Annotated in this window: 17 protein-coding genes and 2 tRNA genes; 5 read left to right on the forward strand and 14 right to left on the reverse strand. The window is 40.8% G+C overall.

Features of this window, described 5'->3' with window-relative positions:
• Positions 1–4: 4 nt before the first annotated feature.
• The 11 genes from hypB to HYG79_RS01420 form a co-directional block, all read right to left on the reverse strand.
• The gene (gene hypB, locus HYG79_RS01370) at positions 5–700 is read right to left on the reverse strand and encodes a hydrogenase nickel incorporation protein HypB (protein ID WP_179240389.1); all 696 of its coding nucleotides are present in this window, start codon (positions 698–700) and stop codon (positions 5–7) included.
• Between the two features lie 30 nt (positions 701–730).
• Complete coding sequence (locus tag HYG79_RS01375) at positions 731–1,078, reverse strand: hydrogenase maturation nickel metallochaperone HypA/HybF (protein WP_179240390.1); 348 nt, start codon at positions 1,076–1,078, stop codon at positions 731–733.
• Positions 1,078–2,559 (reverse strand): hypothetical protein, encoded by a 1,482-nt coding sequence (locus HYG79_RS01380; RefSeq protein WP_179240391.1) that lies wholly within the window; start codon positions 2,557–2,559, stop codon positions 1,078–1,080. Before HYG79_RS01380 ends, HYG79_RS01375 begins: the two co-directional genes overlap by 1 nt.
• Positions 2,534–2,791 (reverse strand): hypothetical protein, encoded by a 258-nt coding sequence (locus HYG79_RS01385; RefSeq protein WP_179240392.1) that lies wholly within the window; start codon positions 2,789–2,791, stop codon positions 2,534–2,536. The genes HYG79_RS01380 and HYG79_RS01385 overlap by 26 nt, the downstream gene beginning before the upstream one ends.
• A gap of 9 nt (positions 2,792–2,800) precedes the next feature.
• Positions 2,801–3,118 (reverse strand): hypothetical protein, encoded by a 318-nt coding sequence (locus HYG79_RS01390; protein WP_179240393.1) that lies wholly within the window; start codon positions 3,116–3,118, stop codon positions 2,801–2,803.
• Positions 3,115–3,594 carry a hydrogenase maturation protease gene (locus tag HYG79_RS01395; RefSeq protein WP_179240394.1) on the reverse strand — a complete coding sequence of 160 codons (480 nt, stop codon included), beginning with the start codon at positions 3,592–3,594 and terminating at the stop codon, positions 3,115–3,117. The genes HYG79_RS01390 and HYG79_RS01395 overlap by 4 nt, the downstream gene beginning before the upstream one ends.
• A gap of 81 nt (positions 3,595–3,675) precedes the next feature.
• Positions 3,676–5,268 carry a nickel-dependent hydrogenase large subunit gene (locus tag HYG79_RS01400; RefSeq protein WP_179240395.1) on the reverse strand — a complete coding sequence of 531 codons (1,593 nt, stop codon included), beginning with the start codon at positions 5,266–5,268 and terminating at the stop codon, positions 3,676–3,678.
• Positions 5,269–5,288: 20 nt separating this feature from the next.
• Positions 5,289–6,248 (reverse strand): NADH-quinone oxidoreductase subunit B family protein, encoded by a 960-nt coding sequence (locus HYG79_RS01405; protein ID WP_179240396.1) that lies wholly within the window; start codon positions 6,246–6,248, stop codon positions 5,289–5,291.
• A 299-nt stretch (positions 6,249–6,547) separates the two neighbouring features.
• Positions 6,548–6,622, reverse strand: a tRNA-Pro gene (locus HYG79_RS01410).
• A gap of 45 nt (positions 6,623–6,667) precedes the next feature.
• Positions 6,668–6,742 (reverse strand) — tRNA-Pro (locus HYG79_RS01415).
• 122 nt (positions 6,743–6,864) lie between these two features.
• Positions 6,865–15,348 carry a T9SS type B sorting domain-containing protein gene (locus tag HYG79_RS01420; protein WP_179240397.1) on the reverse strand — a complete coding sequence of 2,828 codons (8,484 nt, stop codon included), beginning with the start codon at positions 15,346–15,348 and terminating at the stop codon, positions 6,865–6,867.
• Positions 15,349–15,484: 136 nt separating this feature from the next.
• Here HYG79_RS01420 and HYG79_RS01425 point away from each other — a divergent pair, with 136 nt between their 5' ends.
• Both HYG79_RS01425 and HYG79_RS01430 read left to right on the forward strand, forming a co-directional pair.
• Positions 15,485–16,609: a PQQ-dependent sugar dehydrogenase gene (locus tag HYG79_RS01425; RefSeq protein WP_179240398.1), complete on the forward strand. Its 1,125-nt coding sequence runs from the start codon at positions 15,485–15,487 to the stop codon at positions 16,607–16,609.
• Positions 16,610–16,645: 36 nt separating this feature from the next.
• A complete protein-coding gene (locus HYG79_RS01430) occupies positions 16,646–17,047 on the forward strand; it encodes a c-type cytochrome (RefSeq protein WP_228027914.1) in 402 nt (133 codons plus the stop codon).
• 94 nt (positions 17,048–17,141) lie between these two features.
• On the opposite strand, the gene murQ is transcribed toward HYG79_RS01430, so the two are convergent.
• Positions 17,142–17,954, reverse strand: coding sequence for an N-acetylmuramic acid 6-phosphate etherase (murQ, locus tag HYG79_RS01435; RefSeq protein WP_179240399.1), 813 nt, complete (start codon positions 17,952–17,954; stop codon positions 17,142–17,144).
• A 6-nt stretch (positions 17,955–17,960) separates the two neighbouring features.
• Positions 17,961–18,710: a DeoR/GlpR family DNA-binding transcription regulator gene (locus tag HYG79_RS01440; RefSeq protein ID WP_179240400.1), complete on the reverse strand. Its 750-nt coding sequence runs from the start codon at positions 18,708–18,710 to the stop codon at positions 17,961–17,963.
• A gap of 192 nt (positions 18,711–18,902) precedes the next feature.
• Between HYG79_RS01440 and nagB the strand changes: the two genes are divergently transcribed.
• Complete coding sequence (gene nagB, locus HYG79_RS01445; RefSeq protein ID WP_179240401.1) at positions 18,903–20,858, forward strand: glucosamine-6-phosphate deaminase; 1,956 nt, start codon at positions 18,903–18,905, stop codon at positions 20,856–20,858.
• A gap of 42 nt (positions 20,859–20,900) precedes the next feature.
• On the opposite strand, the gene HYG79_RS01450 is transcribed toward nagB, so the two are convergent.
• On the reverse strand, positions 20,901–21,650 hold the full coding sequence (locus HYG79_RS01450; RefSeq protein ID WP_179240402.1) for a DeoR/GlpR family DNA-binding transcription regulator: 750 nt from the start codon (positions 21,648–21,650) through the stop codon (positions 20,901–20,903).
• A gap of 204 nt (positions 21,651–21,854) precedes the next feature.
• Between HYG79_RS01450 and HYG79_RS01455 the strand changes: the two genes are divergently transcribed.
• Positions 21,855–24,878 carry a SusC/RagA family TonB-linked outer membrane protein gene (locus tag HYG79_RS01455; protein WP_179240403.1) on the forward strand — a complete coding sequence of 1,008 codons (3,024 nt, stop codon included), beginning with the start codon at positions 21,855–21,857 and terminating at the stop codon, positions 24,876–24,878.
• Positions 24,879–24,895: 17 nt separating this feature from the next.
• Positions 24,896–26,236 carry a RagB/SusD family nutrient uptake outer membrane protein gene (locus tag HYG79_RS01460; protein ID WP_228027915.1) on the forward strand — a complete coding sequence of 447 codons (1,341 nt, stop codon included), beginning with the start codon at positions 24,896–24,898 and terminating at the stop codon, positions 26,234–26,236.
• Positions 26,237–26,281: the final 45 nt, after the last annotated feature.

A 26,281-nucleotide genomic window follows, 5' to 3' on the forward strand; every position in this document is an offset into this window, starting at 1 on the left:
ATTGCTATCCTTTCTTCTGTTGGATTTTTTCAAGCAACCAATCACACCATTCATCAACTCCCTCATCAGATAATGCGGAAATTTGAATCACCTCCAATTCATGATTGACTTCGCGGGCATCTTTAGTAACTGCTTCCACAGAAAACGGAACATAGGGTAGTAAATCTGCTTTGGAAACCAACATCATATCACTAGTCAAGAACATCTTGGGATATTTCTTTGGTTTGTCATCGCCTTCGGTGGTCGCCATAAGAGTCACACGGTAATCTTCACCCAAATCGAAGGAAGAAGGACACACTAGATTCCCGACATTCTCGATAAATAACAAGTCGATATTTTCCAAATCGAACTGGTCCAAAACCTGATGTATCATTTGTGCTTCTAGATGGCAAATGCCACCGGTTACAATTTGTAAAGCCTGAATACCAGTTTCACGAATACGGTCTGCGTCACGTTCGGTTTCTAAGTCTCCGACCATCACGGCGATTTTGATTTTATCCTTTAGTTTTTCAGCTGTTTTCTGCATTAGGGTCGTTTTACCACTACCTGCAGAAGACGTAATATTTATAAGGAGTGTGTCAGTTTTAGCCATTTCCTTCTTAATAATATCTGCCACAAAATCATTTGCCTTGAGCAAGTTGATATTCGTGTTTTCGCACTGTACGGTTCCACGTGCTGCTTTTGTTGATTTCTCTACCATAGTCTTTTCTTCTTTGAATCAATTTTTCTTCTAGTCGTCAAATTCTACTTTGTGAATAAGCATTTCTTCGCCTTGAATCACATTTTTGCTGGGTCGTTCGCAATTATCACATATGAAGCGATAGTTCTTCACATCCGTAATATGGTTGCAAACTTCACATTGTATTTTTAAGTCAGTCATTTCTATTTTGAGCTGAACATGGTGATACTGTGGACTCATCATTTGAGATGCTTCATAAGCATTATATAAAAGCCGAGGTTCGATATTTGAAAGAATACCGACCTTCAAATGAATAGCTTTCATTTTATTCAACTTTTCCGCCTCAAACTCTTGCTCGAGGGTTCGCATGATGCTATTTACGATGGAGGTTTCGTGCATTAGATTAAACTTTTTACTTTTTCCAATTCTTGAAGATGTTTGTCCGCCTGTTCTATTAAACTGGCATCGGTTACCAAGGTTTTTATTTCCTCGGCTTTTGCCTTCATCTCTTCGTATTTTTTCAACTCTTCTTCGCTAGTTTCATTATGCGTAAGCCAGCCTAATTCCAACTGATTCATAAGGGTCAAGGCACGCTCAAAAGGATAAGCACTCGCCGTTCGTATTTCAAGGGCTTCTTCAAATAAACCTGACGCCTTTTCCAAATTATCATGAATTTTTGCTGGAGGAAAATGCATCAAAGCGGTCGCATAGTTATGACTCGCCATGGCATTCTCATAAGGATATTCTTCTTTAGTGTAGAATGACAACACTTCTTTAAAGGAAGATGCGCAAAAGGCCGTCCACATTGGTTTTTCTTCTGCCCCAACGGGAATTTCAGAATAAATCAATGCCAAATTATGATGTACATCGGCAAATTTCTGCGGATGCGTATCACGTTTAAATACTTTTAGTACATCCTGAAAAGCATTGATGGCAGCCTTGTAATACTGCGGACTACCATTTTTGGACCAAGTATATAATAGGATTGCTTTTTTGAATCCCGCCTCTCCTAAAAATTCAGGAATGTCTTCTTGCTTAAAGTATTGAATAGCTCTGTTAATCAATTCTTTAGATGTGATAAAATCTTCTTTAAAATTGGCCACTTCAGCAGCATCGACCAATACCATTCCAGCCTGTATTTTTTGATTTTTTGCTTCAAAGTGTGCGATGGATTGTAGCTGCAGGTCAAGAACTTCGTCCAACTTCTCAGTACTATAAGGCACTTGTAATTGCGCCATAAGGATTCCCGCTAAATGGGTGTTCAAAGCATTTTTGGCATCCTCAGAAATAGCAATTGCAGCCTGTTCTTCTGCTAAGGCTTTGGCAGTATCTAATTCTCCAGCATCTAAAAGTAAATTCAAATAGTGTTTTGCTGAAAATACTTTTATCTCATCATTTTCGGCTTTTTCAATAGCATGGGAGAAAAGACTCTTGAGCTCCTTATGATTCAATGGATTTTCAACAACCCCATAATAATTTAAAATCGCATGGTTATGTGGTAAAGTATTATAGCAGAAATCTACCATGCCTGGTGAAATCTCATATCCAAATTGTAAATGGGTAGCAATCAAAAGGTGATGATATATCGGATATTCTTCCGAAACAAATTCAAACGATTTCTGCTGATTCCCTAGTTTATAGAATACCAGTGCTAGTAGATTTTCTTTATTAAATGGTGTAGTTGGAAAAGCATAGGGCGGTTCCATATCATACCAATCCAAGGGAATTGAAATCTCATCTGCATCCACAACTAAGGTTTTCAAGTCATTTATCGCTTCAGAATCTTCGGTTATGCTGACCAATTCGTCCAATCGGTCTACTGACGCAATGGCTTCTTGAACCTTTTTATGGGCGCTAGTTGATGTTAATATCGTAAGCATCTTTGTCTACTTTTTGGTTGCCTCTTGGGTCTTTTGCTGCAGTTTGCTGCATGCTTCTACCATAAATTTCGGCTAGTCGCTCCGAGCGATAATCACCTATGGTCTGAATTAAGACTTGGTTCGGGTCTTTGGTGTTGATAAATATAAGCGAAACTTCCCAACGGCCTTTGATAGGAGTAACCTTGTACTGAACTTCAGCATCTAAAAGCCAATCGTTTTTTTGTTTCGTCATTAGTAAATTCTAAATAGCCACTTTTATCAAATTCGTTTTTTCAATGATTTCATATTCCAATTCTCTATCGGTCATATTTAAATCGTTATCAATAAGTATTTCCCGAATAGCGAGTGTTTTATCACCTTTCAAGTTACGCGATTTTAATAAAAACTGGGTAGGTTTATACATTTTAACAAACCACTGACTTGAAACGGGAGTGATCAAAATTTTTCCTTGTTCTTCCACATAGGTGACATAGGCATAATGAATGTTTCCGAAAATGGGTTCAATCAATTCATTATCCAAGTAAATATGGGAGGTCTTCAGGGTGATTTTTGCACTCACGTAGGTATCGACAGATTTAAATCTTCTAAGATATGCTGTACCACTTTGTCTCCCGCTTCCTTCACTACATCGCTCAAATCTACTTCTAATTTGGTGTTTTCGATTGCCACCAAATACACTTGAATATCATCAGGATAATCATCCTGTAATATTTTCTTGGTATAGGACAATGCTTGGTCCCATTTCATTCCATGGAGAAAAACCAAAGGGTCATCTTGAGGGGCTTTCATAACTTCTTCTGCTGGGACCTTAAATAATGTGCCAACGGGTTCATTGCTATTCAAAACCGCATCGGCTAAAATTATTCTATCATGTCCTTTTAATCCGAAAAGTACTTCGAAAGCCGCAGTACCCATATCGAAAATGCTAATATTTTCTGATTCTGGAAGTTTTTCCCGCAGTTGTTCAATTACATAAATGCCCACCGCATCATCACTTCGCACCGGATTTCCAAATCCCATTATTGCCGTCTTCATATCTTTTTAATTTCCAGTTAAATTAAAAAACTTTCCCGAGGTTGCCCTCAGGAAAGTCCTTTTACAACTATATGTCAGAAGTTATAGTTTAAATCTTGATAACTCCGCACCACTTTGTGCATCATGGGCATGTACTGTACATACCAAGCATGAATCAAAAGAACGGGCAACGATACCTACTTCTACAGGGTCTAATGGGTCTTCGATTGTCGTACCCAAAAGTGCTGTTTCAATCGGTCCGGGATTATCATTACCATCTTGCGGACCAACATTCCATGTCGTCGGAGCCATTACTTGATAGTTTTTGATAACACCATCTTTGATTTCTATCCAGTGCGCCAACGCGCCACGGGCAGCTTCAGTTGCACCGAAACCTTTTCCGTCTTTTTCTACAGGTTTTACATAAAACTCGCCGTCCAAATCAATTTCAGATAACCACTGCTCAATGAATTTGTAGATTCTTGGCGCTTCATGAACTCTGGCCAATACCCTCGTGAATACACTTGGCCCTAGTTTTTTGATGATATCCCCAAATAATGGGTCTCTGATTTGGTGTTCTTTATTATTCGGATTAGCATTCATAATTACACGTGCTAAGGGTCCGGCTTCCGCAGCATGACCGTCATAGCGAGGCGCTTTTGACCAACTATATTGATTGTCAAAATCACTATCATGTAATGTTTGTGATTTCATTGGGGTCGGAAGCGGCTCATCCCATGGGTGAAGTCCGTCTTCTTGGTTACCATACCAAGAATGCTTTACATGCTCACTTACTTTCATGTGGTCAAATTCGTGATAGTTTTCGCTATCGAAGAATCCACTAGATGAAATCAAAGCTGCATTTCTTCCTTCAATCGTTGGGTTGTTGTACATGTCTTTGTGCAAATAGGTTCCTGTTGCCAAAAACTTTCCAACACCTTGTCCGAATTTGTCCAATCCGAATTCAAGTCCAGCTCGAATCAATAATCCTAAATCACTATTTCGTTGTGATTCGTTTTCTTCGACCCAAGCCAACATATCGTCCCATGTCTTGATTTCCATGTAGCGCTCAATAGAGCAGCCCAACCAAACAGGTTCAAGCCAATCATTTTTGAACTGTGCCAAAATCGCATGTGCTCTAGTAATGTCCTTTAGGGTTGGAGCACACATCACACCACCAGGTACCATATAACTTGAATGTGGCCATTGACCACCGAATAAGGCATAAATCTGAACAGGCAATCCGCTTGCGGTCAAACCAATCTGAAAGGTTTCCCCAACATACGCTGACCAGCGTTTTACAACTTCCTTATATAAAGGTTTATCGGCATACTTTTTATTGGCTAAATCCGTAGCGAAAATAGCGTAGTACCATCTTGGTATACTCTGAAGGGTTTCCGAAGCTTGACCAATCGCTCTTAACAAAAGTGCGTTGGGCGTCAACTTGGTTCCCCAGGCCGTATCCAATGCGGATGAAGCACAATATAAGTGGGAACCTCCGCAAATTCCACAAATTCTAGGCGTAACAATGAGTCCTGATTGGGGATCCTTGCCTGCCATGATTTTCTCAAAACCCCTAAACATTGCTGCTTGCGTATGGGCGCGAGTGACTTTACCGTTGTCGATATAGACCTTCACATCCAAATCGCCTTCAACGCGACCTACAGGGGATATATTTAATTCTGTAACTGACATTTTCTTTTTTTTTGGTTCTTTTATTTAGAAGTTTCCTGTACCCTTTTATTGGTTGGCAAGATTTTTTGGAAACCTGCTTCCATGTAATACGCAAGCTTGCTTCTTCCCTCTGGTACTTCTTTTGGAAAGACTCCCAAGGTTTTCATCGTTTTCAATACACTTCCTTTTTTAAGGTCGTGATGGGGAAAGCCAGGTTCAGTGCAGCCTAAGCATGGATGATTCGCTCTTGTTTTACTGGATTGTCTATTCCATAATATATTATTACAACTTGCACGTGTCATGGGGCCTCTGCATCCTACTTCGTAGAATAAGCATCCACCACGAGTTCCGAAGCCACCATCTACTTTCTGTGCAAAATTGACTACGTTCGTACAACCCGTTTGCACGAAGTCCGTGAAGAATGTTTTAGGTCTATGGTAATCATCGATTTGTACGTCACCGATTCTTCCCACGGAAATGGCTACAAGTATTTGTGTTATCCAATCAGGGTGCGCAGGACATCCAGGAATATTGATTACCGGCAAGCCACCTTTAGATACATAGTTTGGCCCGAGGAAACCGCCTTTATTCTTTTTCAAGAATTGCATTCCAGTAGATTCACTAGGGTTCGGCGGAACCGCAGGTATACCTCCCCAGGTTGCGCAATCGCCAATAGCGACGACATAGCCTGCAACCTCTGAAAGTTCTTTGATCCAGTCCTTCATGGGACGGTCAGCGAATAAATTCATCGTACCCGTATTGTCTGGGCCTTGAATTATCGAACCTTCAAAAACAAGGATATCCATCTGCACTTTTCCATCGAGAATATCTTTTAAAAGGTCTTGAACTTGATCCCCAATCTGTAAACCTGTTGTTGGGTGCCATAAAATGTTTAATCCGAAATCGGTGATGAGCTCCACCACGGTTGGTTCTTCGGCATTTAGAAAGGACATTGTGTTGCCACTGCATGCGCCTCCTTGTAACCATAGTACGTTAGCCATAAATTATTGGATATTTAAATTTAAAGTACTGAAAATAGGGATATAACATATATTTAACAAAATAAATATGACTTTTTACTTTATTTGAAAAGTTTCTAAATAATTTGTTTAAAGTTTTGTTTTGATGTGTCAAACAAAGTTTGAATTTTAATATTCACTCGCAATTTTCGAGATGTTTTGAACTTATTATAAACGATAAAATTGCGAAAGAATAGAAAGTTACAAAAAGGCTTATGAAGTATTGTAGTGAAAACTATATTTCACAAAAAATCCAACCATAAAAATGGTTGGATTTATCGTCGGGATGAGAGGATTCGAACCTCCGATCTCACGGCCCCCAGCCGTGCACTTTAACCGGACTAAGCTACATCCCGAAACTATTAAAATAAAAAGCCAAACAAAGAACGTTTGACTTTTTGTCGGGGTGGCAGGATTCGAACCTGCGACCTCCGCGTCCCAAACGCGGCGCGATAACCGGGCTACGCTACACCCCGAAAATGTATTTTCGGATTGCAAATATAGTACAATACTTAAAAAAAGCTACTAAAAGCTGAAAACAAAAAGGAGCCAAATATTTGGCTCCTTTTTATCAGTGACATTTAACGTTAAACATAATCTATCTATACAAGGTAAAATGGCCAACATACTGCTGTTTATCCTGGTCATTCGCATTTACAACATACCAGTAATCACCTGTGGGTACTTCTGACCCTTCGTAGGTACCGTCCCAAGATGTAATTTGGTCTAGAATAGCGACTACCCTACCGTACCTATCATAGATTTTGACTTCAATATTGGGAAAGAACTCCCTATTTCTAGGAAACCATTCATCATTGTTGTTATCGCCATCGGGGGTAAAGAAATTGGGAATGTCCAACATACCCGTAAAATTAAACGGTATTTGAATCGTAGCTTCACAACCTCTAGCATCGATTACCCTTATGGTGACATTATCATCTTCGTTTAAGTTGTATGTATTTATATCTCCTGTGCTTTCGCCTTGAAAGAAAAATTCATACTCTCCAAAACCGCCTTCAGCAGTAGCGGTCAGTTCATTCGGACCTGTTTGTTCGGCGGTCAAAGTCAAAGGATCGTAGGCATCGATCTCAAATTCTACAAATTGTGCACAACCTCTTTGATGATACACATAAACCGTATGCATTCCGGGTGATAAATCTCCCCATGTTCGCTGTGTATCAGCTTGTGCGGTTATGGCATCTGTAGGATCCACCGGATCCAAGGCATAAAGCACGTCGGGCATTAAACTAGTATCTACTACGCTGACCGTTACCGTACTATTTGGAAATATGCCATCACACCCATATTGTACATCAAACTCGGGCACCAAATCTATTCCTATTTCTATGGGAACTACTACGTTTGTTTCACAACCTCGAGAGTCCCTTACGAAAATAACATAAGTCTCGCCTCCTCTCAAACTGTCAAAAAACATACTATCGTTCCTCACAAAATCTGCATCATCATTTGTATTGACACTGGTAAAATAAGGGGCGGTACCACCACTAACTTGCAACGTTACCGTGCCATTTTCTTCTCCAAGGCATATTTCTGGTGTAGAGTCGACTATACCTGCTACCAATTCCTGAGGTTCAAGGATTGGTACGGTCTGGGTTATAGTACAACCAAGTTCATCTTGAATAATGATTTCATAACCAGAAGGTCTAGGTGACAAGTTCGAAAATGTTTTTCTATTGGGGTTTGATGGATCGTCTCCTTCGAAAAATTCACTCAAGGTATCGGAGATGGAATATCGTATAACCCCGGTTCCCCCACTTGCCTCAATGATGATTTGACCGTCTGTTTCTCCGTTACATGAAACGGGTACAGCCTCCAAATATTCAAGTACCAATGGTTCCTTAGGCTCTATAACTATCGGGTCTGAAATTGCGATACAACCACCGCTTTGGGCAAAGACCCAATAACTTCCCGGTCCTAAATTTCTGAAAATACCAGATGATTGTGGCCCACCGTTAGGTACAATATCACCTACAATCGGCATATTTGGAACCCCACCGTTGGCAGCACTTCCCAAATCATTATTCACTAATGTGTAAATATAGTTTCCTATACCTCCAAAAGCTTCTGAACGTATAATACCGGTTGCCTCACCTGCACAGTTTATAGTGGCGTTCGTTAAATCCAACGCTACAACCAATGGTGCGGCCGGATCTAGGGAAATTTGGTTTGACGATTCCGATGGACAACCATTGGAGTTTTGTACATCGTATATAAAGGGTCCCGGATCTACTGTAATATCAGCGGAAATCTGAACCGATGTGGCTAAAGGGTCGGTCGTGCTGAACGGCACGAAGGCATCCGTAGTACCTGACCTTCTAAAGAAGTAGCTAACGCCAAGTTCTGGATTGGAGACCGATAGCTCCATCAAGCCTAGGTCACCACAACCCGGTGGATTTAATTCTATTAGCTCAGGAATGATAATTTCCGGATCTTGAATAGTAACCGAAGATGTAGTGAACTCACAATCCCAACCATCAAAGACAGATATGCTATACTCTCCTGCGGATAAGTTGGCAAATGTAGTTGTTGTTTGTAGACCACTGACCGTACCTTCTGTAATTCTATTTAATTGGTATAGATAATTACCGGCTCCTTGACCACCGACAACGTTAAAAACTTCTATACTACCATCATTATCATTGTTACATTGTAACGGATTTACTATCTGAATATCTGCCGATATGGCCGTAGGTGGATTTAGGACTATTGAATTTGTTTCCGTACAGCCTAAAGCGTCCCTAACGTTTATCGTGAAGGTATCCGCATCCAAGCCTGAGACAATGTTGTTGGTATCAGGAAAATCCTGAACTATAGTACCATCCGATGCTATTACCTGAAATTCATACGCGCCCCATCCACCATCACCGGTCAAGGTAATCTCACCGAGCCCAGGGTTTGCACATGTTACATCCGATGTTTGAACCGGAGTAACCGTCAGTGGCCTATCCGGCCCTCTTACCGTTTCCACATTACTGAACGTATCACAAAAAGGTGTGTCCTGCGCATCTATCCTGACTATAAGATTACCCGCTGGTAACCCTCCGATGATTTCCGGGGTATTTATAGGTGCTGTCGTATCAAAAGAACCGGTTACTCCAGTAGTAGTTTCGACCCCTGCATTATCCCTTGTAAACACTTCATAATCATAAGCTCCCGTATAATTGTTTATTGTTATGCTTATTTCACCATCCCTGCCATTAAAGCAGGTTACCGGCCTGGTTTCTGCTATAACGGCATCGATTGTATTATATTCCGGTACGTTGACGATATTCGTAATGTAGGAACAACCTCCTACCTCAGTAACTGCAAATATGTAGTCCCCAGAAGTATCAATAGGGTAATTGATTCTGTCACCACCTCTAATTTGAAGCACCGGGCCGGAGCCTAAAGGCAACAATTCTACATCGTAATCCCCTGTTCCTTGATTTACAATGACCTCAACGGAGCCCGGGTTTGCCGTAGTACCATCCACTGGGTCACAAGTAATCGGATTTACATTAAGCGTAAAAGTCAAATCGGTTGGTACCCGTAACAAAACATTACTGGTTTGCTCACACCCGTTTTGATCTCTCACGGTAACAATTATAGTTTGGTCAGCCCCATTATCAATAATTTCAAAAGTATTGGAGGTCTGGAAATTGGTACCATCAAAAGCAGCGGTACCATCATTTATACTATAACTATATGGAGCTGTACCTGTATCCGTACCGGAACCATCGCCATTGGTATCGGTAAAAACGGTTATCGTAGCAGTGCTAAATCGGTTACTGGATGGATCACAGGTAAACTCCGTATTAACGGTATTCATTTGAAGAACAGAAGGCTCGGCTATAGTTCCGACGGCAAATCTATTGGAAACACAACCTCGGTTGGAAATTACCTCAACCTCATACGTTTCAGGTCCTAAATTATCAAAAGTCGCAGAAGTCTGCGGTCCTGCCACCAAACCACCACTATCGTATAAGAAATAGGACAATGGTGTATCAGTATCGGTGCCTGCAGCCAACTCTACCGTGATAGAGCCATCATTGGCACCGTTACATGAAATATCGTCCATAGGGGCTGCCGTAATTTGCGGAGAGACTACTGTAGTAACTTCCACTGTGGCCACCGCTGTACATAACGGTAAGGTATTGGAAGATAAATCTGTAACCAATATATTATATCGCTCCCCTACCGGATTAGGATTCAAGCCCGTAAAACTATTGGAGGTTTGCGGCGTACCTATATCGGTTGTAATTCCCGTAGCAATGACCTCACTACGCAATTGAAACTCAAAATTTCCACTACCGCCCGTTGTATTTACCGTTATTTCTCCATCTCCAGCATTACAGGTAGGTAATGAGGTCGCATCTGCAGAAATCGCAAAGAAATCAAAAACCTCGGCAACTACCGTATTGGTACAACCGTTACCATCACGTACCGTAATGGTATACGAACCGGGATTGGGTACCGTGAAATTGGGGCTGTCCTGAAAACCGCCACCGATATCATATTGGAAAACATCTTCCGGGGCCGTAGAAGCACTATTTAATGGTGAGGTAACATTCACCGTATAGTTACTTACCGCCGTACATTGGTTGACAACATCAACAGTTGGTGTAGGAACTCCAGGTGCCTCGGTTACCGTAACAGGTGTAAAACTGATACAACCATTGGCATCTTGAATATAAAAATTATACGTTTCCGGGTATGGCCCTGATATTTCATAAATAGTCTGGGTTGTATACGCTGCCAAAGCTGGTTCAGGATCGGTACTAAGAACATAAGCATAAGTATAACCTGGTGCACCACCGTTGCCACTAACCGTTACAAATGCATTTCTCCCAGCTCCTGAAACCGTGGGACATAAGGCTGGCTCATTGTTTGTAACAACCAAAGCAGGGCCCTCCTCAATGATAGAAACCAAGGTACCATCGTTACAGGTAGTATCATCATCAGTAACTATTACTTGATAATTACCGGCCGACAATCCTGTAAACGAATCCGAATAAGGTATGGTCACTCCGGTCAATGGCCCAGCTGTGTTAACTACGGCACCGGTATTTGTATTTTCCAATCGGATAGTAATGTTTGCAGGACTTGCAATCCCTGTTATCGTATAATCGATAACCCCAGCCCCGTTGGAAGCACACGAAAGTGTATTTGCCGATGCATTTACATTGATGGTAGATGGACCGGTAATGGGTGGTATTTCTTGAATATATTCGCATCCATTGGCATCTCTAACCTCCACAAAGTAGGTGACACCAAATTCGACTTGACCTACAAAATCGTGTATATCCGTACCATTTACATTGGCCAGTACATATCCTAAAGGACTGCCCACCAATCTAAATTCGTATGGTGCAGTTCCTCCAGCAGCTTGTACCCTGTACGTGAAAGCAGGATCATTACAAGCAACAGTAGGGAAATCCAAAGGTGTCAAAGTAAGTTGATTTTGATCAATGGTCACCACATCCCTGTCCTCACAACCAGAAGCATCCGTAGTGACTACCGTATATGTGCCTTGTGCAATATTCGGGAAGTTAACAGCTGTACTGGAGGTAGGGCCTATTGATGTAACCAAAGTGCCATTTACATCCAATAAAGTATAGGTAAAATCCGCTGTTCCGTTCGTTACATTGGTAACGTCTATTGATCCAAAAGTTGTCGCTCCGGTACAGATAGCATTATTCGGAACAACCGTGGCATCTACAGCGGTACTTGGATTTATTGTAGCTGATAATATGGGGCTTTCACAGCCTCTACTATCCCTAACCCTAAAATCGGCATACGTTCCCGGCGCATATCCGGAGAATACATTTTGGGTACTATAAGTAAGTCCGCCATCGTTACTGAATTCATAAGGTGCAACACCCTGTGTTGTGTCTGCATTTACCGTTACCGTTCCACTAGTTAAATCACCACATACCGTATCAGAACCTACAGCGGCGCCAGCGATTACCTCGGTCGGGGATAAAGTCACTACATTGGTTTCGGTGGGACATCCTTGGCTATCGAATATTTGAAACTGAAAATTAGTATCTGTAGTTACCAAAGCAGCAGGAACATTGTAAACAAAAGTATTTCCCGTAAATGTAAAGTTAGAACTACTGTAAGGTTGTGCGGTCAAGGGTGCGGTATCAAATCGCACTTCATAATGATCGTAGTTGCCCCCAGAGGGATACCCATCATTGACAACAACCCTTATTTGCGCATCGGGCCCAGCACATGTAAGTTCCCGAATGATGGTGGCCGTACCTCTTATCTCCGGTTGGACAATCTGGGTTAACGTGTCGGAGCAATCTTGGGAATCCCTAACTTCGATCGTATATGTATTGGGTGTTAGACCTGAAAATGAAAAATCGCCTGTAGTGGGGGCAGAAAAAGCTCCGCCGTTTATACTATATCTAAATGGCCCTACTCCAGTAGTAGGTTCATTTACGACCAAGGTAGCTGCATTATTATTATCATAGCAAAGGTCGGAAGCAGTTGTATTCAATGTAAGCACTGGAGCTTCCAATGCGGTCAATGTAAAAGAACCGGTGACCGTACAACCGTTGGTATCTTCAACTGTTACAGTATATAGACCCTCGGTAGAAAGGTTGGTAAACGTTCTTCCGTTTCTAGGTCCTCTATCCGGTGCGGGTGCAGGTTGGTCCAATGTATATCGATTACCGCCCCAGCCGCCACTGGTCTCTACCCTTACGCTACCTATATTTCCATTTTGGCAATTCATATCGGTCACTACCAAATTATCGATTGTCAATGCAGCGGATGGCTCTTCTATCGTCAAGGTAGCATTCGAGGGACAATTGGTCTCTTCATCCTCAACAGTAATAGTATACGTGCCAGCTGTCAAGCCAGTCAAAGGAATGATACCGCTAGACTCACCGGTCGTGACCGGTCCGCCATCTATACTCCAACTATACGTAGTATTGAATCCATCAATTAAAAACCTACCTTCACCATCATTGCCGCCAAAACAGGTTACAACCCTGGTCTGCTGCGCCCTTGCTGAAATAGAACTTATATCGGTAATCGCAAAGTTTTCGTCGTAAGAACATCCTGCACCATCGGTGACCCTAAACGTGTAAGTTCCCAGTCCCAATCCTGGAAAAACAGTATTATCGCCGTTGTTTACGGCACTTGCCCCAGGTGCTATTATCTCATAATCGTAATCGGCTGGCAAACCAGTACCTCCTGTTGATGTGACCGTAACCGTTGCGGTACCGGTAGCACAATCAACTGTGGATATGGCGAAATCCAAATCGGTTGGTTTATCCAAGGGATCAAACACAATGGGTGTCAAAGGTTGTACACATCCATTGGCATCACGAATCAAAGGTGTATAGCTACCTACTCCTAAGTTTGAGAAAGTGCTTCCAGGACCAAATCCGGCCCCTATACTAAATTCGTAGGGTGCCGTACCACCAGAAGGGGCATTGATAATGATTTGTCCACCCGTCTCGTTAAGACAAGTAGGGGCTGTTGAACTTGCCGTACTTGTAATGGTCGAAACCGTACCCACTGTAGCCGTATCCACAATATCACAGGAGAAAGCGCCTTGTTGATAGCGAATCACCACATTATAAGTGTTGGGTGCCAGATTACTGAATACGTTACTTACCTGAAAGGAAGATCCACCATTGATACTGTACGTTATATTGTATCCATTAGTATTACTTACATTAAAAGTGACGCTACCATCATTGGCTCCACCGCAGTTTCCATCATCGGTTACAATACCATAGGTAGGCTCGGGAATGTCCTCTACATCTACCGCAGCATTTCTTCTACAGCCATTGGCATCTTCGATAACTATAGGATAATTCCCTGGAGTACTAACATTAAATGTTGTTGTAGCTGTGTATGTCGTGCTAAAAGTTGCTCCCCCATCTAGACTAAAACGATATGGTGCCGATCCCCCGGAAGTCTCCAAGTTTACGGCAACCGATGTCGCCCCACATCCAAAACTGTCCGATGCTGTTGCCGATGCGGCCAAAGGTGTTATGCCCGCACCAATTTCTATGGGATTACCACCAACATCCAAAGTAATCAACTCAGAACATTTATTGGTTTCAACGCGAATCGTATATGTTCCGGGACTTACATTTAAAAACGAGTAAGCATCAGAACCGTTAGGTCCAAAGGTATCAACGGTTATACCGTTTTTTATCAATCTATAGGTATAAAAACCCGGTACATTAAATACAGACACATCAATACTTCCCAATTCACCGCTACAAAGAATATCATTTACATTGACCTCGGCACTTATATCCAAACTTGCTACATTTACCGTATTGGATGGGAAGACACAGGCACTAGCCGAAACATTTCTCAAACGCACAAAAACCTGGTAATCACCAGGCGTAGTAATGTCAAAAAACGGATCATCTTGGTAGGTAGTACCATCCAGACTGTATTCATATCCCGCGGGGACATTCGTGATTTCAACCCTTCCCGGATTACCACAAACAATGTCCTCCTTTATTAATTGAGGGTCCAAGGGGTTCAAGGTAGATTTAAAATAAAAAAACTGTCCGGAACCTATCCTAACCCTAAATTCACCCGAAGAATCAAGGTTGTACGTGGGTGAGGTACTGACCAAATTCCATGTACATGAAGGGTTGGCATTTGGACAATCATCCTGTACCGAAGCCGTACAACTACCGGCATCCAACTTTTCCCATCGGTAAGAACCACCGCTTTGGCTCAAAGAGAGTGTACGTATATCACTGGTACCACAAAGAAAGAATTTTGCCAAGGTACTGCCATCGTTCGGGCACACCACTTCTTCATCCGCTCCTTGGATAATCGTCATAAACATCGGAGGGGCAAAAGCATTTGAGGTTTTTGCGGTTGTGTTTGCAATACCATCGATACCATCGAATTTTTCATTGGTTTCCTTTTTATCCATTGAAAAATCAATGGAAGCCAATGTAGCTTCGATACCTGAAGTGACTTCAGTGATTATTCCGTAAACCGATGTATTAGCTATAGCCGATGTACATACTATTGATATAGCTATCAATAGAAGGGCATACAAATAATGCCTTGTTTTTTTTGGGAGCATAGGTTAAGCGTATTTGGGGCAAGAACAGTTTAGATTTGGGGACCTAAATATTCTATAGCGTAATTATTTAAACTTATATTTTTCTATTTATCTTTAACCCTAGGGTTACCTTAAACTTTTATTTTAACGTCGGATTATGAAAAAAAGTATCGTTCTCACCCATATTTTCGTTGTAATGCTAACCGTTTCTTGCGGTCAGGAAGCCAAAAATGAAATAAATACGCCTTCGGAAACATCATTTTCTGCCGAGTTGTTTATTGATAATCTACAAATTCCGTGGGGTATGGCCTTCTTACCGGACGGTAGTCTTTTGATTACCGAAAAAGCGGGCGAACTCATACATTTTAAAGATGGAAAAAAGACATTGGTCTCAAATGTTCCCGAAGTATACACAAGAGGTCAAGGTGGGCTTTTAGACATAGAAACGCATCCCGATTATGTCAACAATGGTTGGTTATACCTATCTTATTCATCAGAGGAAGGCGATGAAAAAGGGGGACATACAGCAATTATGCGGGCTAAGTTGAACGGCAACACATTAGTGGAAAAGCAACTGCTATACAAAGCATCTCCCAATACCACCAAAGGGCAACATTTTGGTTCTAGAATAGAATTTGATGATGAGGGTTACCTATACTTTTCGATAGGGGACCGTGGAAATCGTGCTGTAAATCCGCAGGATATCACAAGGGATGGTGGTAAAATTTATAGAATAAATGCTGATGGCAGTATTCCTCAAGACAATCCCTTTGCCAATGAAACAAATGCCAAAGAAGCCATATTCAGTTACGGACACAGAAATCCACAGGGTATGATGAAAAATCCCTACACCGGAGCAATTTGGGTTCACGAACATGGCCCCAAGGGTGGTGATGAAATCAATATTATAAAAAAGGCTGCAAATTTTGGTTGGCCGGTCATCACCTATGGCGTAAACTATAGCGGAACACCAATTACCGACGAAACCTCAAGGGAAGGTATGGAGCAACCCGTTCATTATTGGGTACCATCCATAGCCCCTAGTGGAATGACATTCGTAAACTCCGATAAATATCCAGAATGGAAGGGAAATCTCTTGGTCGGTTCTTTGTCGTTTCAATATTTGGAACTACTGGTCATGAATGGTGAAAAAGTAACGGATAGGCAAAAACTATTGGATGGTTTTGGGCGTGTTCGTAATGTAAAACAAGGCCCTGATGGTTATATTTATGTAGCGGTCGAAGGTAAAGGAATTTATAAATTGATACCTGAAAATCAATAGATCATACTATCGTTCCATTTTTTATTAGCATCCTGTATGAGAATTTCACTCCTGTTTTTTGCGTTGTTCTTTTTATTCTCAATACATTATTTCCAAGACGATATACTACTTAAAAGCATGGACAGGGGATCAAAATTATATAGAAAAAACTGTGTCGTCTGCCATGGTAAAAATGGTACGGGAAAAGGGAAGCGTATTCCGCCTTTGGCCCAATCGGATTATTTATTGAACAATATCGATAAAAGCATAAGAGGTATTAAATATGGGCTCAAGGGAGAAATCATGGTCAACGGTGTCACTTATGATAAGGTCATGAAACCATCTGGATTGACGGATCCAGAAATTACCGATATCATGAATTTTATCCTGAATAGTTGGGACAATACCACAGAAACTTTGATAACCGTGGAAACCGTAAAAAAAGTGATAAAGCAATAACATTCCACAACCAAATTTTGAATGTTCAAAAGTTTATCCACAAAATGTAATACGGTGGACTTTCAAGTTGTTCCACAAATGTGCTTGGGGTTCTTTATTTTTTCTCGGCGTCCAAGGCCTTTTTGACCGAGCCATGCTTGATTAAAAGCCGTTCGGCTTCATTATAATCTACGTGCAACCCTTCCATTAGGTAACGGGTACCACGATCAACGAGTTTTGTATTGGTCAGTTGCATATTTACCATTTTGTTGCCTTTTACCCTACCTATTTTAATCATCAAAGCGGTAGATATCATGTTGAGCACCAATTTTTGTGATGTGCCACTTTTCATACGAGTGCTACCCGTTACAAACTCGGGGCCTACATTTATGGCCATCGTTATATCGGCAAGTTTTGCCAAAGGCGACCCTGGATTGTTGGTTATGCCCCCCGTAAGGAGCCCATTTTTTTTTGCATCGGCCAAACCTCCCAAAACATAAGGCGTAGTACCTGAGGCAGCTATCCCAACTACTACATCATCCGAATTGATATCGTACTCCATTAAATCTTTCCAGGCTTGTAACTTGTCATCTTCGGCATTTTCCACTGCTTTTCGTATAGCGGTATCCCCACCGGCAATCAAGCCTACAACCCTTTCATGGGGCATTCCGAAAGTAGGCGGAATTTCCGAGGCATCCAATATGCCCAATCTTCCACTGGTTCCCGCACCTATGTAGAAGAGACGACCACCTTTGCTGAACCTTTCCGCTAAAGCATCTACAAGCTTGGTAATTTGCGGAATAACCTCAGCTACGGCATTAGCGACTTTTTGGTCTTCTTCATTTATTTTGGTCAGCATGGATGTGGTATCCATCTGTTCCAAATTATCGTGAAGCGAAGGTGTTTCTGTAATTTTCTTATATGACATAGTGGATTATAATAATCTAATATCGTGGTTTCTGAAAGAATTTAAGAGTTGGTTCTCTGGTTCCAATTCGGTTATCATGGTGTTGATCGCATTGATATCACAGCTTTTATATCGATGTTGGGAATTTAACTTTTCGGATATCGACAAAAGTACCGTTTTTTTGGAGCATTTTATGATTGCTTTTTTTACTTGTACGATATCCCAGTCAAATTCGGTAAGTCCATAAAAAGAATCAACGTAACCCGTTCCTATAAAACTGTAATCTACCCTGATTTCCGATAAGTTGTGTATCGCATTGGCCCCAATGGCAATTTGGGACTCTTTTGACACTTGACCACCCACCAATATAACGGTTACGTTTGACTTGTGCAGCAATTCCATCACTACCGGAATACTATGCGTAAAGCAAGTCAGGCCCAAGTTCGGAGGGATTGACCGCGCCAATTCCAGACAAGTGGTACCGCCATCCAAAAAAATTACTGAACCCGCTTTTAAAAGTTTAACGGCCTTTTCGGCAATCTTGCTCTTTTCTTCAAGCTTGTATACATTATTGTTTCGGGTGTTACTTGAAATAAATCCCAAGGATATGGCTCCACCGTGAACCTTACGCAGTCTATTATCAGCATCCAACTCCTTAACATCTCTACGAATAGTGTCTATTGACACATCCAGCGTTTCGGCAATATCGGTCAACAAAATCCTATTATGTAACTCTACTTCATTCAGGATAGTTTGCTGTCGTTCTTCCTTTAACATATTCAAACTTAAAAAATCAATTCAAGATAACAAAGATAACAATTATAAGATAATGCCATTTATTACCGCTTTAATGTTTCAAAATATTTAAATAATCTTTAAAAAAAGCATTAAGCTGCAAAATATATAGCAAAAAACTGCAAAATATGATTTTTATGCATATATTTGCCTACTTAAAAATTCATCAAAACCATGACGATACCAGCGACCTTGTTACCAGCGACCCAAAAATCAAAAAACGATATTGGCTTTAAACCTGTTGGTCAGTTCGAAGAAACAAGATTTGAGAAAATTCACAATGTAATCTTCGATGACTCCAATACCGCATCCATCAAAGTCGCAGAAGAGATCGCAACGCTCATACGCAAAAAACAGAAAGCCGATAAAACCTGCGTATTGGGTCTTGCCACTGGCTCCTCACCTATACGGGTATATGAGGAACTGGTAAGAATGCACAAAGAGGAAGGGTTGAGTTTTTCCAATGTTGTCACTTTTAATTTGGACGAATATTTACCTATGGAAAAAGATAACAGGCAGAGCTATTGGTATTTTATGCACGAACATTTGTTCAACCATATAGATATTCCAAAAGAAAACGTTCATATCCCCGATGGTACCATAACCGGCGACCAAGTGTTGGAATATTGTTTGGCCTATGAAAAAAGGATACGCGAATTTGGAGGTCTGGATTTTCAACTTTTAGGTATAGGCAGAACGGGCCATATTGGCTTTAACGAACCAGGATCGCACTACAATTCGGGAACAAGGGTCATAACCTTGGACCACATTACAAGAGTTGATGCAGCACCGTCCTTTTTAGGTATAGACCATGTACCAAGAAAAGCCATTACCATGGGTATCGCAACCGTCAGAAGTGCGAAAAGAATAGTGTTGTTGGGTTGGGGACAGAACAAAGCAGAAATTATCAAAAAAACGGTAGAAGGTGAAATATCCTCACACGTACCTGCAACTTATCTACAACAGCATAAGAATTGCACCTTTGTATTAGATACGGGTGCGGGCAGCGAACTTACAAGGAACAAAACTCCTTGGCTGGTAGACGAATCGCTGGAATGGACAAAAAACCTTACCGCAAAAGCGGTTGTTTGGCTATGTGGAGAAACGGGTAAATCTATTTTAAGCCTTACGGATAAAGACTATAACGATAACGGTATGTCCGGCCTATTGGCACAGCAAGATTCATATGACCTCAACATAAAAATGTTCAACAGGTTGCAACATACCATAACCGGTTGGCCGGGAGGTAAACCCAACGCCGATGACACCAACCGACCTGAAAGAGCGGAACCCGCCAAAAAGCGAGTTATCATTTTTAGCCCACATCCGGATGATGATGTAATATCAATGGGCGGTACATTTGATAGATTGGTAGAACAAGGGCATGAAGTGCATGTAGTATACCAAACATCGGGAAATATCGCCGTTTCCGATACCGATGCCCTGAGATATGCTGAGATATCAAAAAGAATCAACCCTTCAACAGAAGCCCAGACCATCATAGATTCCATAAAGGCGAAAAAGGAAAGTAGTTTTGACACTATAGAAGTACGCAAACTTAAAGGTAACATAAGAAGGGGGGAATCTTATGCAGCTACACGTTATGTTGGCCTAAAGGATGAAAATGTGTATTTCTTGGACCTACCTTTCTATGAGACAGGGACCATAAAAAAGAACAACCTGTCCGAAGAAGATATCGAAATAATGATGGATATCATTATAAAGGTAAAACCCCATCAAATCTATGCTGCCGGTGATTTGGCCGACCCCCACGGTACCCATAAAGTATGTTTGGATGCCGTCCTTGGGGCCATGAAACGCTTGCAGTCAGAAAAATTTATGAAAGACTGCTGGCTTTGGTTGTATCGCGGCGCATGGCACGAATGGGATATCAATGAAATAGAAATGGCAGTCCCCATGAGTCCCGACCAAGTACTCAAAAAAAGATATGCGATTTTTTGTCATCAATCCCAAAAGGACGGGGTCATGTTTCAAGGAGACGACTCAAGGGAATTTTGGATGCGCGCCGAAGAACGCAATAGGGATACCGCGCAAAAGTACAGAGCACTCGGACTTTCCGATTATGCGGCCATGGAAGCTTTTGTGCGTTACAAATTTGACCAAGCTTAAGGCTAAGGCCTGGATAAACCAACGGATTGGTTTACGTTTCCTTTAAAGTATCGTAATTTTTTTGTTCGCGAATTTTCGCAATTTTTCATCGGAAGGTTCCAATTCGGTAATCAAGATATCAATATCTTCAATCTGACAGATTTTGTATCGTTGCACGGAATTCAGCTTTTCGGAAATGGAGGGAGATACGATTTTCTTGGAGGCCTTGATCATCGCCTTTTTTATTTGAACGATTTCCCAGTCAAATTCCGTTATACCTTCCTCTAGGTCTATACTATTGGTACCAAGAAAACAAATATCGCTTTTTATCTGTGACAACATGCTAATGGCCACGCCCCCAACGGTTATTTGGGAATTGTTGGAGAGCTTTCCGCCGATGAAAATGGTTTCAATATGGGGTTTGTTCAACATTTGGATGGCGACTTGCAGACTAGGTGTAAAGCAGGTCAATTTTAAGCGAGGTGGTATCAACTTGGCGATTTCCACATTGGTGGTGCCCCCGCTGATTAAGACTACTTGACCATCCTTTAAGAGTTGTATCGCTTTTTTGGCGATTTGGGTCTTTTTATCCAGAGAATAAATATTGTTCACTACACCATTGTAGTTATTGAACCCTAAGGATATGGCCCCACCATGTACTTTTTTTAACTTTTTGTCATCATGCAATACTTTGATATCCCTACGTATGGTATCTGCGGAAACATTCAAAAGATCTGCGATATCGGTCAGTAAAACCCTGTTATGGATACGTACCTCGTTTAGGATAATCTGATGTCTTTCTTCTTTTAACATGATATTGATAATGGCTAGTTATAAAACGCAAAATATTGCAAATAATTTCAAATACATACTTATTTGATAAATAATTGCATAAATAATTTGCAAAAATAATTATTGTTGCAATATTTTGCATATTTTTATCAGTGTATTATACTAATCCAAAATTGGATTTTTAATATACTGACTCATTTTACTTTTAATCAAACTTTCGACTCTATGAAAAAAATTAATCTAATTGGGAAGAAGTTGCACCATTCACTATTGTTATTATTATTTTTAGCAGTTAGCAACTTAACTTCCGGACAAACGACACCGTATTCCTTTTCGGGAAATGTAACGGACCAAAGCAGTGGGATACCCGTTGCGGGAGCATCTATTTTTATTGAAAACACTACAACAGGCACCGTTACCGATTTTGATGGCAACTACTCCTTTAGGGCAAACTTAGAACCTGGCGAGTATATTCTGGTCGCTAGTTATCTAGGCTACTCTACGAAAAAAATCCCAATATCCCTTGGAGCTTCGAATGATGTGGTGAACGATATTTCGCTACAAGAAGATTTACTTAGTTTGGATGAAGTAGTTGTTACAGGAAACACTATTGGCGTTAACAAGAGGACGCTCGGTAATGCGATTTCATCTGTAAAAGCAGAAGATTTGGTAAATAATGGTGCCACTGCTGTTGACCAAGCTATTTCTGGTAAAATTACAGGGGCATTGGTTCAACAAAACTCTGGAGATCCAGCAGGGGGTATAAGTATACGATTAAGGGGACCTGCAACCATTACAGGTAATTCTGATCCTTTATACATAGTAGATGGCATCCTGATAAGCAACTCCAGTAATCAATTAATTGATTTAGGTGGCAATGCCCAAAATAGGTTGGCAGATATTAATCCTAACGATGTGGAACGCATAGAAATTATCAAAGGTGCAGCAGCTGCTGCTATTTACGGGTCAAGGGCCAGTAATGGTGTTGTACAGATTTTTACGAAAAAAGGGAAATCTGGCGAACCAAAATTTAGTTTTTCTACCAATGTTAGGGTAAATGAACTGAGAAAACAAATCAGATATAACGATACTCCTCTAGCATGGGTAGACCCAGCTGATAGAGATAATCTGGAAACGGTACCGGTAACAAGATTTAATTTACAGGATTCATTTTTCGGATCTGGGTTCGGGCTTGAGAATAATTTATCAGTAAGTGGTGGTAATGAAAAAACAACCTATTACCTGTCTGCTTCACATTTGGACAATGAAGGCATAATCGTTAATTCAAATTTCAATAGAATAGGCTTCAAGGCCAATATTACTCAAAAAGCTTTCGATTGGCTAGATATTACGGGAGGATTTAATTATGTAAGAAGTACCAGCAATGATATTCCTAACGGAGGTATTAACTCTGCCTATGGTGCCATCACAGGCTTTTTATTCAGTGACAACTCGGTTAATCCTTTTCCAGATGAATCTGGAGTCTATCCTGTAACTTCTTTGTTGGTTCCAAGAACAAATCCGCTAGAAGCAGTAAACAGGTTTGATTTTGGCCAAAAAGTAAATAGGTTCATAACAAGTGTTGGTTTAAATGCCAAAATAACGGATAAATTGTCTGCAAACTACACGCTAGGTATAGATTATTTTAACCAATCTGCAACAGCGTTTATTCCTTTAAACAATACTTCTACAAATCCTAACGGATTTGCCAGACGTTCAGATATCAATAACTTTCAGTACAATAGTGACCTGAATTTAACATACAAGACACCTATTACCGATGATATAAATTCTACAACGACACTTGGTGGTTCTTGGCAGTATGAAGAGTTCGATAGAATTGGAATAACTGCTGATGGTCTTCCACCCATTGTGGAAACCGCAGAAAGTGGTAGTGTTCTGGCTCAGGGAGAAAGTAGATCACAAATATCCTATTGGGGGTCATTCGTACAACAGTCTTTCGGCTACAAAAACAAACTTTATATAAATGGGGCTTTAAGGGTAGATGGTGCTTCTACTTTTGGAGAAAACGAAAGAAATCAATTATATGCGAAAGCAAGCTTATCATACATACTTTCTGAAGAAGATTTCTGGAAAAATACCTTTGGTGATACGTTTAACGTATTTAAGATTAGAGGTTCTTGGGGGCAAGCAGGTAATTTGACTGCGCTTTCGGCTTATCAAAGATTTACCGTACTAAGCCCAGATGCAATCAATGGTCTACCCAGTTTAACTCCGAGTACTAGTCAAGGAGATTTGAATATCGCACCTGAACGTCAAGATGAAATAGAGTTTGGCTTTGATGCAGGTTTGTTCAATAATAGACTGGGATTGGAATTTACCTACTACAAACAAGATGTGACTGATTTACTTTTGCCTAGAGAATTGGCACCATCTACAGGTTTTGGAACCCGACTTGAAAACATCGGAAATTTAGAAAATGAAGGTTTGGAATTACTGTTAAGGGGAACTCCTGTAAAAACCAAGGATTTTTCTTGGGAGGTTACCGCTACCTACTCTAAAAATGAAAATACGGTAACCAATGTTGCTGGTGGAGGACAATTTGCACTAGGCGGTAGTTTTTCTACGAATTTTGTAATAGAGGGAGAACCCTTAGGTGTTTTCTACAGACAATATTATGCTAGAAATAATGACGGGTCTTTATTGTTAGATGCAGCTGGATATCCACAATCAGAAAGAGGTAACCCAGATACTGGAGAGATTGGCAGAGATGCTGATGGTCAACCTGTTGGTTCTACTTTGAGTAAGGTAATCGGGGACCCCAATCCAGATTGGTTTGGATCTTTAATAAATGAGTTCACCTACAAGGATTTTAGCTTTAGAATACAATTGGATGCCGTGCAAGGGTTTGATATCTTCAACTGGAATAGGCGTTTATTGGACAACAGACTATTTGGAGGTGGTTTCAATTATGGTCAAGAAATTGCCGGCAATAGGCTAAAAAATCTAGGACAGGCACAAGCAAATATATTTGAGGAATTTGTCGAAGACGGTTCGTTTGTAAAATTAAGGGAGCTTGCTATCAATTATAATATTAGATCACCTTTTAAATCGGTAGATAACATTAGACTAAGTCTAGTAGGCAGAAATCTTATTTCTTGGGACAGCTACAGTGGTTGGGATCCCGAAATAAATACGGCAGGACAAAGTAATGGCGTTAGAGGTTTTGATTTTGCAGGTGTTCCAATCCCTAGAACATATCAATTTGGGGTTAACGTAAGCTTTTAATCTAAAAAAGAAAAGAAATGAAAAATATATTCAAAAAATATAGTTTGGTATTTACTTTAGGGGCTCTAGCCCTTCTGATAAATTCCTGCGAAACCGATTTTGACAATCCTAATGCCGCTACGGCAGAGCAAACGTTTTCTTCCAGAGAAGGAATATTGGCAGCTACCGTGGGGATGCAGCAACTATATTCAACTACTGGATTAAGATGGATAATAGAAACCCCTGCTATAACGACACGAGAAGGTGGTATTACCACGACTTTTCTGAATATGATAGAGTTAGAAGATGGCGGATCAGGTTTACCAAACTTTAATTCTAATGTTCAGGGATTATGGACAACGATGTTAAGGGTAATGAAGATAGCCGAGGATATAGAAAGTAATGTTGACAATGTTGAATTGGCAGCTGGTACGCGAAGTGGTTTGATTGCTTATTCAAAATTGTTCAAAGCTATGGCAATCGGTAGTTTGGCACAAAATTATGAGCAAGTTATAACTCAAACCAGCAATAATAATGATGCAACTTTCACCCCAAGGCTTCAAGCTTTTCAAGTAGCGATAGATTTGTTGAACGAAGGTAAATCTGCGTTATCGGCAAACCCGGTTTCTTCAGAATTTGAAAATGCAGTTACGCTAGGAAACATAGACGTTCTTAATACGATTAATGCCATGTTGGCTCGTTACAACCTTTTTGCTGGCAATTATGATCAAGCTATAAGCGATGCCAATAATGTAGATTCAAATTCTACATCTGTTTTTACTTACGACAACATTAACTTAAATCCAATTTACAATAGGGTTTTCCTTAATGGTATTTCAAATTTTAAGCCAAGGGATAATTTTGGCCTGCCCGCAGAATTTGTTTTTGATCCTGCCGATGGTAGACTATCATTTTACTTGGCGTCATTGGATGAGAACAATCAAAATGGGTTACCCATAGAGGATCTTCTAGGGTTCTTCGTAGAAAGTACAGGATCAATACCCTTGTATATTCCCGATGAAATGAATTTGATAATTGCAGAAGCCAATTTGAGAAAAAGCTCTCCAGATATAGCAGCTGCAACACAAGCGATCAACGAGGTTAGAACAGATAATGATGACCCATTGGGAGTGAATGCAAATATAGGAGCTTACTCAGGGGCCGCTACCGTAGAAGCTTTATTGGACGAAGTGTATCAAAACAGAAGGGCGGAATTATTTTTAACAGGATTGAGTTTGGAAGATAGTAGACGTTTTAACAGGCCCGAACCAAGCGGAGCGGCGATGATTTACACAGAAGAGCGCAACAGAAACTTTTACCCTTATCCCGATTTGGAGCGTAACAGCAATCCAAATACGCCTGATGATCCGCAATTATAATATTTGTTTAGTTTAGTTTTAAAAGGCCTACATGTAAACTTTGGA

Origin of the sequence: Costertonia aggregata (assembly GCF_013402795.1) — a bacterium.
GTDB classification, from domain to species: domain Bacteria; phylum Bacteroidota; class Bacteroidia; order Flavobacteriales; family Flavobacteriaceae; genus Costertonia; species Costertonia aggregata.

Excerpts from the sequence above, each read along its gene's own strand:
- hypB (WP_179240389.1), bottom strand. The coding sequence starts at position 700 with ATGGTAGAGAAATCAACAAAAGCAGCACGTGGAACCGTACAGTGCGAA.
- HYG79_RS01375 (WP_179240390.1), bottom strand. The coding sequence starts at position 1,078 with ATGCACGAAACCTCCATCGTAAATAGCATCATGCGAACCCTCGAGCAA.
- HYG79_RS01380 (WP_179240391.1), bottom strand. The coding sequence starts at position 2,559 with ATGCTTACGATATTAACATCAACTAGCGCCCATAAAAAGGTTCAAGAA.
- HYG79_RS01385 (WP_179240392.1), bottom strand. The coding sequence starts at position 2,791 with ATGACGAAACAAAAAAACGATTGGCTTTTAGATGCTGAAGTTCAGTAC.
- HYG79_RS01395 (WP_179240394.1), bottom strand. The coding sequence starts at position 3,594 with ATGAAGACGGCAATAATGGGATTTGGAAATCCGGTGCGAAGTGATGAT.
- HYG79_RS01400 (WP_179240395.1), bottom strand. The coding sequence starts at position 5,268 with ATGTCAGTTACAGAATTAAATATATCCCCTGTAGGTCGCGTTGAAGGC.
- HYG79_RS01405 (WP_179240396.1), bottom strand. The coding sequence starts at position 6,248 with ATGGCTAACGTACTATGGTTACAAGGAGGCGCATGCAGTGGCAACACA.
- HYG79_RS01420 (WP_179240397.1), bottom strand. The coding sequence starts at position 15,348 with ATGCTCCCAAAAAAAACAAGGCATTATTTGTATGCCCTTCTATTGATA.
- HYG79_RS01425 (WP_179240398.1), top strand. The coding sequence starts at position 15,485 with ATGAAAAAAAGTATCGTTCTCACCCATATTTTCGTTGTAATGCTAACC.
- HYG79_RS01430 (WP_228027914.1), top strand. The coding sequence starts at position 16,646 with ATGAGAATTTCACTCCTGTTTTTTGCGTTGTTCTTTTTATTCTCAATA.
- murQ (WP_179240399.1), bottom strand. The coding sequence starts at position 17,954 with ATGTCATATAAGAAAATTACAGAAACACCTTCGCTTCACGATAATTTG.
- HYG79_RS01440 (WP_179240400.1), bottom strand. The coding sequence starts at position 18,710 with ATGTTAAAGGAAGAACGACAGCAAACTATCCTGAATGAAGTAGAGTTA.
- nagB (WP_179240401.1), top strand. The coding sequence starts at position 18,903 with ATGACGATACCAGCGACCTTGTTACCAGCGACCCAAAAATCAAAAAAC.
- HYG79_RS01450 (WP_179240402.1), bottom strand. The coding sequence starts at position 21,650 with ATGTTAAAAGAAGAAAGACATCAGATTATCCTAAACGAGGTACGTATC.
- HYG79_RS01455 (WP_179240403.1), top strand. The coding sequence starts at position 21,855 with ATGAAAAAAATTAATCTAATTGGGAAGAAGTTGCACCATTCACTATTG.
- HYG79_RS01460 (WP_228027915.1), top strand. The coding sequence starts at position 24,896 with ATGAAAAATATATTCAAAAAATATAGTTTGGTATTTACTTTAGGGGCT.